Raw genomic sequence first — 14,134 nt, forward strand, 5'->3', positions numbered from 1 at the left:
AGTTATATGCTATTTGTATGACGGGAAATAGTTTAAGTGAATGATAAATAGAAAAATCCTCACTATATAATGAATAAATCTGATAAGCAAAATTCAATATATAGGAGGATTGTTATTGAATCACATCTTAAAGAAGAATGTGAGAAAGACCTAAACCGATTAATAAGCAGAAAAGCATGCTTAATAAACCAGGAATCATAAAGCTATGGTTTAAAATATATTTACCAATTTTGGTTGTGCCCGTAGTATCAAAGTCAATGGATGCAATGATTGGACCGTAATTAGGAATAAAGAAGTAACCATTTACTGCCACAAATACACCGATTAATACTGGCGCTGGGATACCTAATGCGATACCAAGTGGGAACAATGTTGCTACTGTTGCGCCTTGGCTGTTTACTAATACTGAAAGTACAAATAGTGCGAAAGCGAATGCCCATGGTGCAGTTTCAACTAAGCCTTTCACCATTTCTTTTACTTCTGTCATGTGCGCTTGCATTAACGTGTCGCCTAACCATGCAATACCGAAGATTGCGATTACTGCACGCATACCTGCGTGGAATACAGAACCTTTAGTGATTTCAGTGCCATCTGGTTTACAAGTTAAGATAATTAACGCACCAATCGCTAACATAATGATTTCGATAGTGTGTGCCATCCCCATTGGTTTACCATCAAATACTGGACGTAAAGATGGAACCGCACCCATGATTACAACAAGTAATGAACCAAATAAGAATAAAGAAACAGAAATTTTAGCTGTTTTGCCCACTTCTACTTCTTTGACTGAAGTGGTAGAAGCAAAAGTATCTGCATATTTTGGATCATTTAAACGACGTTGATATTCCGGATCATCTTTTAATTCTTTACCCATTTTGTTTACAAATAAACAAGCAATAAAAATACCTAAGATGGTTGAAGGAATAGTTACCATCAATACATCGCCAAGATGGATGCCTTGAGGTTCAAGGTAAGCCACGACCGCTACAACAGCTGCCGCAATAGGGCTTGCTACGATAGCAAATTGTGATGCGATTACCGCCATTGACATTGGACGTTCTGGACGGATACCGTTTTGACGGCTCACTTCAGCGATAACTGGTAATACAGAATATGCTACATGGCCAGTACCCGCTAAGAAAGTGAATAACCAAGTTACTGCTGGAGCGATAAACGTAATGTGTTTAGGATTACGACGTAAGATTTTGGTTGCGATTTTGATCATGTAGTCTAAACCGCCGGCTGCTTGCATTGCTGCCGCCGCTGCCACTACAGCCATAATCATAAACATAACATCAATAGGTAAACCTGCTGGTTTTAGACCAAAGCCAAAAGAAAGAATAGCAAGGCCTAAACCACCAAATACACCTAAACCGATACCACCTACACGTGCACCCACAAAGATACACAATAATACGATGGCAAATTGTAGTAAGAACATTGCAGACATACTGCCCCCTAAGTTAATTAAAAAAACATCTTTGTTTTATTTGTTAAAACAGCGACTAATATAGCAACAAATAGGTATCGATTCCATAACATGGATCAATAAATTGTAGTCAAAAGTACAGTTATTTCTAACCGCACTTTTGTTTCTTACAATTGCTCTTAGAAGTCTTCGAAATATTGTTGAATTACTTTTGGATCTTTAGTTTGAGTTAAAGCTAATTGCAAGAGTACGCGGGCTTTTTGTGGATTTAAAGTACCTGATGCTACAAAGCCATATTTACTATCATCAACTTCAGCGTCACGAGTTGTATAGCCAGTTGGTACACGAGAAGAACGGACTACAATGACCCCATCTTTTGCGGCTTTTTCTAAGCGCTCTAAGTGTGCAGCATTAACATTTCCATTGCCAACTCCAGCAGATACAATCCCTTGATAGCCAGCATTGAGTAATGAGTTTAATGGTTCAACTGGTGCATTTGAATAAGCATAAATAATCCCCACTTTTGGTAGGCTATTTAATTTTTCTACATTAAACGGAGTGTTGATGGTGTGTTTGCTTTCTGGGGAACGTTCATAGTCCACTTTGCTGTTATGAATATAGCCTAGAGAACCATAATTTGGTGAATGAAAAGTTTGCACTGCGGTAGTACTGGTTTTTGTGACATCACGAGCACCTAGTACTTCATTGTTCATTGCGACTAAAACGCCACGACCACTCGATTTTTTGTCTGCTGCAACGACAACTGCATTGTAAAGATTTAATGGGCCATCAGCACTTTTTTCTGTTGCTGGACGCATTGCTCCTACGAGAACAACCGGTTTTTCACATTTTACGGTTAAATCTAAGAAATAAGCTGTCTCTTCCATGGTATCTGTACCATGGGTAATGACAAATCCATCAGTACTTTTACATTGACTATTGATGGCTTTTGCAAGTTTTAGCCAGACTTCGTCATTCATGTCTTGTGAACCTATTTTTACAATTTGCTCACCTTTAATGTTGGCAATATTTTTCATTTCTGGTACTGCTTCAATTAAAGTATCAATACTTAATTGTCCAGCTTTATATGCAGAATTTACCGAACTTTGTCCGCTTCCTGCAATGGTACCACCCGTTGCTAAGATTGTAATATTTGGCAAGTTTGCTGCATTTGCTATTGAAATACCTAGACCAAATAAAGTACATAAGGCTAATTTAGTTAATTTCATAGATTTCTCCTAATGAATAAAAATTACTTTCTAATCATCTAACTAAATTGAGCTATTCTGAATAATGAAAATGTAAATTTATGATCCCGATCACATAATTTTTTGTTGATTGTATAACCTTTATACAAGTACGGAATTTAAGCATAATTTTTTTGAAAGATAACCCAAGTGCGGTTATACTTGAGCCCTATTTTGACGTACTTGATTAGTAGAGAAAACAATGCAAGAATTTATCCCAATGGCAACAGAGTTTGCTCAAAAACATTCTCTTTTAGCGGTTTCTTGGTTTGCGATTTTCGTGATGGTAATTTATACCTTCTATAAAGGCGCAACGAGTAAATTTAAAGTCATCACTCACAATGAGGTTATTCGTTTAATCAATGCGGATGAGGCTATTGTGGTGGATTTACGTAGTATTGAAGAATTTCAACGTGGTCATATCATTGATAGCATTAATTTACTTCCAAGCGAAATTAAAAATCAAAACATCGGTAAAATTGAACAACACAAAGAGAAAGCAATTGTGTTGGTAGATATTAACGGTGTTTCCACACCAGCTTCAGCTGCACTTTTAGCGAAACAAGGTTTTAATCGTGTGTTTGTGTTAAAAGAAGGCATTTCTGCATGGGTAGCGGCAAATTTACCTTTAGTTAAAAAACATAAATAATAAGGAATAGAAAATGTCAGAACAAAAACAAGACGTTGCAGTAACAGAAGAACAACAACCCGTTCTTCAAATTCAACGTATTTATGTGAAAGATGTGTCTTTTGAAGCACCAAATCTTCCACATATTTTCCAACAAGAATGGAAACCAAAACTTGGTTTTGATTTAAGCACCGAAACAACCCAAGTTGGTGATGACTTATATGAAGTGGTATTAAACATTTCTGTTGAAACTACACTTGAAGATAGTGGTGATGTCGCATTTATTTGTGAAGTAAAACAAGCGGGCGTATTCACTATTAGCGGTTTAGAAGATGTTCAAATGGCGCATTGTTTAACTTCTCAATGCCCGAATATGCTTTTCCCTTATGCGCGTGAATTAGTGTCTAACTTAGTCAATCGCGGCACGTTCCCTGCGTTGAATTTATCTCCAGTAAACTTTGATGCATTGTTTGTTGAATATATGAATCGTCAACAAGCAGAAAATGCAGAAGAAAAATCTGAAGAAGGTCAAACTAAGCACTAATTAAGTGGTAAAACAAAAGGCAAGCTAGGAATCCTAACTTGCCTTTTTTGTTGTTAAAGTGCGGTCAATTAATAGCTTGAATTGATTAACACTTCTTCACCGTAGCCACCTAAAGTCGGCATTGGTTGATAAGTTGAGTTTGCTGCACGCATTAAACGAATACCGCGAATACCCGCTTCTTTAGCTGCTAACACATCATCATCGCTGTCGCCATAGTGAATACTAACTTTATGCGCAATAATGCCCGGGGTTTTGTTGTATTTAGTTGTGCGTTCACGTCCGCCCATAAATTCAACAGGGTGCATATTTTTAATATCAAACGCTTTTTGTAATACAGGTGTTACGCCATCCACGTTCCCTGCAGTACGACCTGTAATAAAGTAAATTTGGTCTCCACGTTCTTGATGCATTTTGATCAAATCAGCAGCGATTTGTTTTGGAATGGAATATTTATCACAACCCGCGTTAACTTCATTCCAGAAATCTTGGTTTTTCAAATAGTCTTGTTTACCTGGAGAATATTTTTGTTGACCATAATAGAAACAAGAGCTGGTGAAAAGTACGGTATCATCAATATCAAAGCTGACATTAATTGGGCCTTTGCCTTCTAATTCTTTTTTAATTTGATCTACTGAAATCCAGTGAATTGGTTGCTCTTGCAACATTTCACGCGCATTTGTACCAGATTGTGTATAAGGTTCAGTTTTGCCAGCCATGGCGGGAATCGCAGCGGCAGTTAACAATGCCACTAAAGATAATTTCATTAAATTTTTCATAGAGAATCCTTCTAGGTTGGGTTTAAAATCTGCGTCATAATACGCTTTTTATTGCGTCAATCAATTAGAAGCAATCGTTTTCGATGTTAAAATATGATCATGATCACATTTTTTAATTTCTTTTGATGAATAAATATACAATATATATTTTAACTTGAATTCTGATAATTCATCACCATATAACGAAAAACTTTTATTTAATAAAGGATAGAACAATGACAACGATTGTATGTGTTCGTAAAAATGGCAAAGTGGCAATTGGTGGAGATGGACAAGCAACACTTGGTAACTGTGTGGAAAAAGGAAGTGTACGTAAAGTGCGCCGTTTATATAAAGATAAAGTAGTGACCGGTTTTGCTGGTTCTACTGCTGATGCTTTTATTTTACGAGACTTATTTGAGAAAAAATTAGAATTGCATCAAGGACACTTAGTTAAATCTGCGGTGGAGTTGGCAAAAGAATGGCGTACAGAGCGCTCATTACGCAAACTAGAGGCCATGATGATTGTAGCAAATGACAGCGATTTTTTACTTGTATCGGGTTCTGGTGATGTAATTGAGCCCGAGTTTGATGTGTTGGCTATCGGTTCTGGTGGTAACTACGCAAAAGCTGCTGCACTTGCCTTGCTTAGAACTCAAAATGATTTAACCGCAAAAGAAATCGTCGCGGAAGCGCTAAAAATAGCGGGTGATATCGATATTTACAGTAACCATAACCACGTTATTGAAGAAGTATAAACTTACTCATGTAGGTGTGAAAATCGAATTTCATATACAAATATGAAATGGTGATCCATGTTAATAAAAGCATTTCTCCTACATTTTCATTATATAAAGGATAATTTATGTCAATGACTCCTCGTGAAATCGTTTCTGAATTAGATGCACATATTATTGGACAAAATGAGGCTAAGCGTGCAGTGGCGATAGCATTGCGTAACCGCTGGCGCCGCATGCAGTTAACTGAAGAACTTCGTCAAGAAGTAACGCCGAAAAATATTTTAATGATTGGTCCAACAGGCGTAGGTAAAACAGAAATTGCACGTCGCCTAGCGAAACTTGCTAATGCACCATTTATCAAAGTAGAAGCGACCAAATTTACTGAAGTGGGGTATGTCGGTAAAGAAGTAGATTCTATTATCCGAGATCTTACGGATGTTTCCCTGAAGTTGGTTCGCCAACAAGCGGTAGAAAAAAATCGTATGCGTGCACAAGATGCTGCAGAAAATCGTATTTTAGATGTGTTACTTCCTCCTGCAAAAGATCAGTGGGGAAATGTACAGGATTCTGATAATGCTAGTACGCGTCAAATCTTCCGTAAAAAACTACGTGAAGGGCAGTTAGATGATAAAGAAATTGAAATTGATGTATCTGCTGGAGTATCAATGGGGGTAGAAATTATGGCGCCTCCAGGTATGGAAGAGATGACAAGTCAATTGCAGTCGCTTTTTCAAAATTTAGGTAGCGAGAAGACTAAAAAACGCAAAATGAAGATTAGAGAGGCGTTGAAAGTTTTAATAGATGATGAAGCGGCAAAGCTCATCAATCCAGAAGAGCTTAAGCAACAAGCCATTGATGCGGTAGAACAAAACGGTATCGTATTTATTGATGAAATTGATAAGATTTGTAAAAAAGGTGAGCATTCAGGTGGTGATGTTTCGCGTGAGGGCGTACAACGTGATTTATTACCGATTATCGAAGGTTCAACCGTGAATACTAAACATGGTATGGTAAAAACGGATCATATTTTATTTATTTGTTCTGGTGCATTTCAAATAGCACGTCCATCTGATTTATTGCCAGAATTACAAGGTCGTTTGCCAATCCGAGTGGAATTAAAATCTCTGACGAAAGACGATTTTGAGCGTATTTTAACTGAACCAAATGCATCACTTACATTGCAATATCGTGAGTTAATAAAAACAGAAGGTGTGGAAGTTGAGTTTACTCAAGATGGCATTAGTAAAATTGCAGAATCAGCGTTTAGAGTGAATGAAAAAACGGAGAATATTGGTGCTCGTCGTTTACATACTGTATTAGAGCGTTTAATGGACGGAATTTCTTTTGACGCAAGTGAACGCGCGGGGGAGAAAATTGTGATAGATGAAAAATATGTTTCTGAAGCGTTAAATGACGTTGTTGAAAATGAAGATTTGAGTCGTTTTATTCTTTAAGTATTTTCTTTTCTGATACAAGAAGTGCGGTGAATTTTCACCGCACTTTTTTGTTTTCTAAATTGAGAAATTAATTGGTTTTTAATTTGCTCCAATATTTTTCATAAATATCGACAGCTTCACCAACATCACCTTGCATAATTCCTTTTTCTACTTCTGATGCTGGTGGAAATAGTTTAGGATCGTTGGCAACTTCTGGGCTGAGTAATGCTTTGACTCCTTCATTTGGCATAGAAAAGCCCATGCGTTCTACCACAACTTTGGCATTTTCTGGACGAAGTAAGAAGTCAATGAACTTATGCGCGCCTTCAACATTTTTTGCTGTAGTTGGAATCGCATAGTTATCCATCCAGAAAATAGCCCCTTCTTTTGGATACACAAATTGGAGAGATGGATTTTCTTTATGTGCTAAATAAGCAGAACCATTCCAAATCATACCAATTGCAGCTTCACCTTGTACGTAAGGGACTTCTGGCGAGTCAGAGTTAAAGGTTGCTACATTTGGTAAAAGTTTTTCTAAACGCTCATAAGCTGTTTTGATGTCTTCTTCATTGGTGGTATTTGGCGATTTACCATCAAGCAATAATGCTACGTGGAACACTTCACGTGCATCACTGGTCATAAGAACTTTACCTTTAAATTCAGGTTTCCATAAATCCGCCCAGCTGGTGATGGTTTTAGGATCAATCTCATCCGCATTAACTTCAATACCAGTAAGTCCGTAAACGTAAGGTAATGAATATTTATTTTCTGGGTCGAATTCTTTATTTAATAAATGTTTAGGGATTTGATGAATATTGGTCAATTTACTTTGATCAATCGGTTGAAGCATCTTTTCCTTAATCATTTTATTTACGTAGTAACTTGATGGAAACACCAAATCATAGCCAGAGCCAGTATTCTGAGTAAGTTTGAGTTTCGCGTACATTTCTTCGTTGCTTTCAAAGGTAGAATAAATCACCTCGATGCCGGTTTCTTTAGAGAACTGTGCGACTAAATCAGAAGGTACATAGTCTGTCCAGTTATAGACGTAAAGTTTGTTATTGGCAAAAGCGGATGCCGCGAAAAGTGCGGTGGTGGAAAGGAAAAGATTTTTGAGTGAGTGAGCAAAGAATTTTTTCAATTTATTGACCTCCGAGGGTTATCGTTCATCATAAAACGCACAAATTTTGCGCGCGCGCAGTATAGCATTTTTTTCGTAAAAGGTTTGACATATTTCCCTTTCGGGGTAAGATTTTGCCAGTTTTTTCCTAAGAGATTTTTTATGCTTAATTTTGCCTATCAAGAACACGTTCGCTCTTATTATTTCGACTCTCGTAACCAAGATTTTCAATTCCCGCCGCTCACTCAAATTGAACATGCTGATGTATGCGTGATCGGAGCTGGCTTTTTTGGTTTATCTGCGGCATTAGAACTGGCGGAAAAAGGAAAAAAAGTTATTGTATTAGAGGGTGCTCGAGTAGGATTTGGTGCTTCTGGTCGTAGTGGTGGGCAGGCAATTAATGGCTTTGAAGAAGGCATTGATGAATACGTTAAACAAGTTGGCGAAGATAAAGCGCATAAACTTTGGAATATGTCATTAGAGGCCATTGATATTATTGATGAGCGTATTGAAAAATATGGCATTCAATGCGACTGGAAAAAAGGCTATGCCACATTGGCATTAAATGAACGTCGAATGGATGACTTAATTGAAATTGAAAAAGAAAGTCATGAGAATTTTGGCTATCAGAATATGCAGCTTTGGGATAAAGCCAAATTAAAACAACATTTAGGCAGTGATATTTATGTGGGGGGCTTATTTGATAGTAACTCAGGGCATTTGCATCCACTTAATTATTGTTTAGGTTTAGCGAAAGCTTGTGTCGATCTGGGTGTTCAGATTTTTGAACAATCTCCCGTAGTGGATATGGTTGAGAAAAATGGTTGCGTTGAGGTTAAAACAGATAAAAGTGCGGTGATTTCTCAAGACGTTATTTTAGCCACCAATGCTTATATTGATGCTCTCCCGAAATCTATTCATCACGGAATTAATCGTAAAATATTACCTGTAGAAAGTTTTATTATCGCCACAGAGCCGTTAAGCCAAGCAGTTGCTGATTCTGTCATTAATAATGGCATGTCTGTGTGCGATAACAATTTATTATTAGACTATTATCGTTTGAGTGCTGACAACCGTCTGCTTTTTGGTAGTGATTCTAGCTCAGAAAAAGATATGGTCGCGATTATGCGGAAAAATATGTTGCGCGTATTCCCGCAGCTTGAAAATGTAAAGATCGATTATGGATGGGCAGGTCCGATTGATATGACCTTAAATTCAACGCCACATTTTGGTCGTATTTCTCCGCACATTTATTTTGCTCATGGTTATTCTGGTCACGGTGTTGCTTTGACGGGGCTTGCAGGACGAATTGTAGCCGAGGCAATTTTAGGTGATGATGAACGCTTATCTATTTTTGAAAGTCTGAAAGTCCCTTCTGTTTATGGTGGTCGAATTATCAAAGATCTTGCGACAAAGATTGGTGTGCAGTATTACAAATTTTTAGATCGTTATCGTTAATAATATTCGGAAACACATTTTTCCCGTATAATCGTAGATATTTTTTACAGCAGAACGGCATTATGAATAAAAATCAAACCTTAGTTTCTCTTGCTATTTTCACCGCACTTTACAGTCAGCAAAGTATGGCGGATTTACGTGATCAATGTTTAATGGGGGTACCACACTTTACTGGCGAAGTGGTACAGGGGGACTTAAATACCTTACCCGTCTATATTGAAGCTGATGATGCAGAGATTAATCAGCCTACACAGGCCGTATATCAAGGTAACGTAGATGTAAGACAGGGAAACCGCCATTTAATGGCTGATTCTGTTGAAGTGAAACAATTGGGGAATCATCAAGCTCCACAGCGTTTTGCCTATATACGAGGTGGATTTGATTATAAAGATAATCAACTTAATATGCTGGGGAAAAATGCTGATTTTAATTTAGATAGCCATGACGGCCATGCTACAAATGCGGATTATGAATTGGTTGGGCGACAAGGAAGAGGCAAGGCAGAACATATCAATTTACAAAATGATTACCGTGTAATGAAAAATGCCACATTTACCTCTTGTTTACGAGGTGATAATGCCTGGGCGGTAGATGCATCAGAAATCCGTCAATATGTAAAAGAAGAATATGCTGAAATGTGGCATGCACGTTTTAAAGTGCATGGCGTGCCTGTTTTTTATACCCCTTATTTACAATTACCAATTGGTGAACGCCGTCGTTCGGGATTATTGATTCCAAGTGGTGGCTCATCTAGCCGTGATGGTTTCTGGTATATGCAACCGATTTATTGGAATATTGCACCGAATTACGACATGACGGTTACGCCTAAATACATGTCGCATCGTGGTTGGCAATTAAATGGTGAATTTCGCTATTTAACCTCTATAGGGGAAGGAAAAGTTGCAGGAGAATATCTAGGCCGAGATCGTTATGATGAATATATTAGTGATAAGCGTAAACGCCATTTATTCTATTGGAATCACAGTTCAAGCTTCTTAGAAAACTGGCGTTTTAATGTAAATTATACACGAGTGAGTGATAAACGTTACTTTAACGACTTTGATTCACAATACGGTAGCAGCACAGATGGCTATGCAGATCAGTATGCGCGAATCGCTTACTATAAACCTAATTATAATTTCTCGCTTTCAGCGCGCCAGTTCCAAGTTTTTGATGAAAATCTATCTATTGGTCCTTATCGTGCGATGCCACAAATGGACTTTAATTATTACAAACATGATTTAGCTAATGGATGGTTAGATTTTAAATGGTATTCTCAAGCAGTACGTTTTGATAATGACAGTGATCTCATGCCAACGGCATGGCGTTTTCACATTGAACCAAGTTTGGCTTCATCAATGTCAAATGAATATGGTGGCTTGAAAGTAGAAACTAAACTTTATGGCACACGTTACGAGCAGAAAAAGGGTTCTAGTGTGAATGCGGAAGAGGTTCAGAAAAACATAAATCGTGTCATTCCGCAATTTAAGCTTGATTTACAAACTGTATTAGCTCGGGACACCACTTTCTTAAAAGATTACACTCAAACTTTTGAGCCACACATTCAATATTTATATCGCCCTTATCGTGATCAAAGTAATATTGGTTCAAAACAACGTACGAGTGATTATTTAGGATTTGGTTATGATTCCGCATTGGTACAGCAAGATTATTATTCGCTTTTCCGTGATCGCCGTTACAGTGGATTAGATAGAATCTCCTCTGCGAATCAAATGACATTAGGTGGAACAACTCGCTTTTATGATAAAACGGGTGATGAACGCTTTAATTTATCAGCCGGTCAAATTTATTATTTAAATGATTCACGTATTGATGATAACCCCGCAAATAAAACGCCAACATCGTCATCATCTTGGGCTTTAGAGTCTAACTGGAAAATGAGTGATCATTGGCGTTGGCGTGGCAGTTATCAATATGATACGAATACGCACGCAACATCGTTAGCGAATACATCATTGGAATATAATCCTAAAAAGGATAATTTAATCCAATTAAATTATCGTTACGCTAGTCAAAATTATATTGATCAAAATTTAGGGCGATCAGCAAATGCTTATCGTCAAGATATTCAGCAGATAGGGCTTGTTACTGCATGGGAAGTTTCAGATAACTGGTCGGTCGTGGGCAAATATTATCATGATCTCGCACTTAAAAAACCTGTTGAACAATATTTTGGTATTCAATATAACACTTGTTGTTGGGCTGCTGGAATTGGTGCAAGACGCTATGTGACAAGCCGTCAACATCAAGATGAGGATTCTGTGCTCTATGATCATGGTATAGGTTTTACCTTAGAATTACGTGGTCTAGGTACAAATAATTACCAAAATGGCATTGATGATATGCTCGAAAAAGGTAAGTTACCTTACATCCGTGCATTTAGCCTTGAATAATCCATTCTAAAACCGATAGCGATTGCTGTCGGTTTTCTCATTTTTTTTAAACGAAAGCACTTTCACCAAAAATTAGTATAAATTTCACCGCACTTTCATCTCTTTTATTGACTGATGTCAAGATTTCATTATATTGACAGCTTTCATTCTAACTTATAGGAACAATTTATGGCGCAATCTGCACCAAAGCGTGAAACCTTCTCTGGTCGTAACGCGTTTATTATGGCTGCCATTGGCTCAGCGGTGGGCCTTGGTAATATTTGGCGTTTCCCTTATACCACTTATGAAAATGGTGGGGGCGCTTTTATTATCCCTTATCTTATTGCATTATTAACTGCAGGGATTCCTCTTTTATTTTTAGATTATGCGATTGGGCACCGTCACCGTGGTGGGGCACCATTGTCTTATCGTCGTTTTAGCCCACATTTTGAAGTGTTTGGCTGGTGGCAAATGATGGTGAATGTCATCATTGGCTTATATTATGCCGTTGTGCTTGGCTGGGCTGCAAGTTACACCTATTTCTCAATTAATGGTGCTTGGGGAGATAAACCGATCGATTTTTTCATTGGTGAATTTCTGAAAATGGGCGACATCAAAAATGGGGTGAGTTTTGAGTTTGTGGGAATGGTCACAGGCCCATTAATTGCGATGTGGATTATTGCCCTTGGTGTACTTTCACTTGGTGTACAAAAAGGCATTGCAAAAGTTTCATCGGTATTAATGCCGGTGTTAGTCATTATGTTTATGGCTTTGGTTATTTATTCCTTATTTTTACCTGGTGCGGAAAAAGGCTTAGATGCTTTATTTACACCAGATTGGTCAAAACTATCGAATCCAAGTGTATGGATTGCCGCATATGGACAAATATTCTTTTCTCTCTCAATTTGTTTTGGGATTATGGTGACATATGCTTCTTATCTTAAAAAAGAATCAGATTTAACCGGAAGTGGATTAGTAGTAGGTTTTGCAAATAGTAGTTTTGAAGTGTTAGCAGGCGTAGGTGTTTTTGCGGCATTAGGCTTTATTGCAACGGCACAAGGCCAAGAAGTAAGTGAGGTAGCAAAAGGCGGAATTGGTTTAGCATTTTTCGCATTTCCAACCATTATTAACAAAGCACCATTTGGTGAAGTATTAGGTGTCTTGTTTTTTGGTTCATTGACGTTTGCAGCATTGACTTCTTTCATTTCTGTTATTGAAGTGATCATCTCTGCTATTCAAGATAAGCTGCGTGTTCGCCGTGTGAAAGTAACCTTTATCGTGGGTGTGCCAATGATGCTGGTTTCAGTGCTCTTATTTGGTACGACAACAGGATTGCCAATGTTGGATGTCTTTGACAAATTCGTGAACTATTTTGGTATTGTTGCTGTTGCATTTGTATCATTAATTGCAATTGTGGCAAATGAAAAATTAGGGTTATTGGGCGATCATTTAAATGAAACCTCTTCTTTCAAAGTTGGCTTTTTCTGGCGTTTATGTATTGTGCTGACCACAGGTATTTTAGCATTTATGTTATTTAGTGAGGGGGCCAAAGTCTTCTCTGAAGGATATGAAGGATACCCAAGCTGGTTTGTCAATATTTTTGGCTGGGGAATGGCAATCAGTTTATTAATTGTGGCGTTTATGCTTTCTCGCTTAAAATGGAAAAATGATACCCAATTAATCCTTGATGAAAAAAAAGGAGAGTAAAATGAGTTTGAGTGCAATTATTATGATGATTGTGGCTTTTGGTGTTATTTGGGGCGGCTTTATCTACGCCTTGATACGCTTACCTAAAGAAAAATAAAGATAGTATTAACCGCACTTTAATCGTGCGGTTATTTTTTTAGCTCGCTTGATAATTTAATAACATCAGTTTAACTCATATCCTATTATTGGAAGGAGCATAAAATCCATTCATGCCGTAGGGGTTTATCTAAAAAAGCGAATCTTTACATTAATTTATAAATTTCTTATTCTCATTTCCATTAATATTATGTAGAATATCTATCCGATCCAATCTTTAACTTGTCTCTACCTAGTTTGGATTATTAATGGGCAAGTTAACTTATTGGAGTGAAGTCATTAATTTTTTAGTTGTATTTATCTTTGACAGATAAGTTCCTTTCTTTTTAAGAATAATAAAAATGTCTCATCCTAATAATGTAACATGGAATGTTGCCTATCATTTATTAACCACATACATTGCATTTAGCATATCAAAGAAAATACATTCATTTCACTTATTAACAATCTTAACGAGTTCTAGGTTTAGGTTTTAATCTTTTTAAGATGGAATTTCAGAGTGGAAATTTAAACATTCTGTTATTTCTTATTTTCCTTAACAATATAAAGGTATTTATACGCTTTTCCCGAGCCTTTATTTT

Annotated in this window: 12 protein-coding genes; 8 read left to right on the forward strand and 4 right to left on the reverse strand. The window is 37.3% G+C overall.

What is annotated here, in order from left to right; genetic code table 11:
- Positions 1-127: 127 nt before the first annotated feature.
- Together LIX50_RS07695 and ansB are read right to left on the reverse strand one after the other, a co-directional pair.
- Positions 128-1,450, reverse strand: coding sequence for an anaerobic C4-dicarboxylate transporter (locus LIX50_RS07695; RefSeq protein WP_048952897.1), 1,323 nt, complete (start codon positions 1,448-1,450; stop codon positions 128-130).
- A 158-nt stretch (positions 1,451-1,608) separates the two neighbouring features.
- The gene (ansB, locus tag LIX50_RS07700; RefSeq protein WP_048952898.1) at positions 1,609-2,658 is read right to left on the reverse strand and encodes an L-asparaginase 2; all 1,050 of its coding nucleotides are present in this window, start codon (positions 2,656-2,658) and stop codon (positions 1,609-1,611) included.
- 220 nt (positions 2,659-2,878) lie between these two features.
- Between ansB and LIX50_RS07705 the strand changes: the two genes are divergently transcribed.
- Both LIX50_RS07705 and secB read left to right on the forward strand, forming a co-directional pair.
- Positions 2,879-3,325: a rhodanese-like domain-containing protein gene (locus LIX50_RS07705; RefSeq protein WP_048952899.1), complete on the forward strand. Its 447-nt coding sequence runs from the start codon at positions 2,879-2,881 to the stop codon at positions 3,323-3,325.
- A 13-nt stretch (positions 3,326-3,338) separates the two neighbouring features.
- Positions 3,339-3,848 (forward strand): protein-export chaperone SecB, encoded by a 510-nt coding sequence (gene secB / locus LIX50_RS07710; protein WP_048952900.1) that lies wholly within the window; start codon positions 3,339-3,341, stop codon positions 3,846-3,848.
- 68 nt (positions 3,849-3,916) lie between these two features.
- Here the strand turns inward: secB and aphA are convergent, their stop codons facing one another.
- Positions 3,917-4,624 (reverse strand): acid phosphatase AphA, encoded by a 708-nt coding sequence (gene aphA / locus LIX50_RS07715; protein ID WP_048952901.1) that lies wholly within the window; start codon positions 4,622-4,624, stop codon positions 3,917-3,919.
- A 215-nt stretch (positions 4,625-4,839) separates the two neighbouring features.
- Here aphA and hslV point away from each other — a divergent pair, with 215 nt between their 5' ends.
- Positions 4,840-5,361 (forward strand): ATP-dependent protease subunit HslV, encoded by a 522-nt coding sequence (gene hslV / locus LIX50_RS07720; protein WP_048952902.1) that lies wholly within the window; start codon positions 4,840-4,842, stop codon positions 5,359-5,361.
- Positions 5,362-5,468: 107 nt separating this feature from the next.
- Entirely contained in the window at positions 5,469-6,797 is a 1,329-nt protein-coding gene (gene hslU / locus LIX50_RS07725; RefSeq protein ID WP_048952903.1) for an HslU--HslV peptidase ATPase subunit, read from the forward strand.
- Between the two features lie 70 nt (positions 6,798-6,867).
- Here the strand turns inward: hslU and LIX50_RS07730 are convergent, their stop codons facing one another.
- Positions 6,868-7,920: an extracellular solute-binding protein gene (locus LIX50_RS07730; RefSeq protein WP_046942905.1), complete on the reverse strand. Its 1,053-nt coding sequence runs from the start codon at positions 7,918-7,920 to the stop codon at positions 6,868-6,870.
- Positions 7,921-8,061: 141 nt separating this feature from the next.
- Here LIX50_RS07730 and LIX50_RS07735 point away from each other — a divergent pair, with 141 nt between their 5' ends.
- The 4 genes from LIX50_RS07735 (at position 8,062) to LIX50_RS07750 (ending at position 13,554) form a co-directional block, all read left to right on the forward strand.
- The gene (locus LIX50_RS07735) at positions 8,062-9,357 is read left to right on the forward strand and encodes an NAD(P)/FAD-dependent oxidoreductase (RefSeq protein WP_048952904.1); all 1,296 of its coding nucleotides are present in this window, start codon (positions 8,062-8,064) and stop codon (positions 9,355-9,357) included.
- Positions 9,358-9,419: 62 nt separating this feature from the next.
- Positions 9,420-11,771, forward strand: coding sequence for an LPS assembly protein LptD (lptD, locus tag LIX50_RS07740; protein WP_048952905.1), 2,352 nt, complete (start codon positions 9,420-9,422; stop codon positions 11,769-11,771).
- 168 nt (positions 11,772-11,939) lie between these two features.
- Positions 11,940-13,457 (forward strand): sodium-dependent transporter, encoded by a 1,518-nt coding sequence (locus tag LIX50_RS07745; RefSeq protein WP_048952906.1) that lies wholly within the window; start codon positions 11,940-11,942, stop codon positions 13,455-13,457.
- A 1-nt stretch (position 13,458) separates the two neighbouring features.
- Positions 13,459-13,554: a methionine/alanine import family NSS transporter small subunit gene (locus LIX50_RS07750; protein WP_080351522.1), complete on the forward strand. Its 96-nt coding sequence runs from the start codon at positions 13,459-13,461 to the stop codon at positions 13,552-13,554.
- Positions 13,555-14,134: the final 580 nt, after the last annotated feature.

The organism is Haemophilus sp. Marseille-P9675, assembly GCF_916862695.1.
Classification (GTDB): domain Bacteria; phylum Pseudomonadota; class Gammaproteobacteria; order Enterobacterales; family Pasteurellaceae; genus Haemophilus; species Haemophilus haemolyticus_K.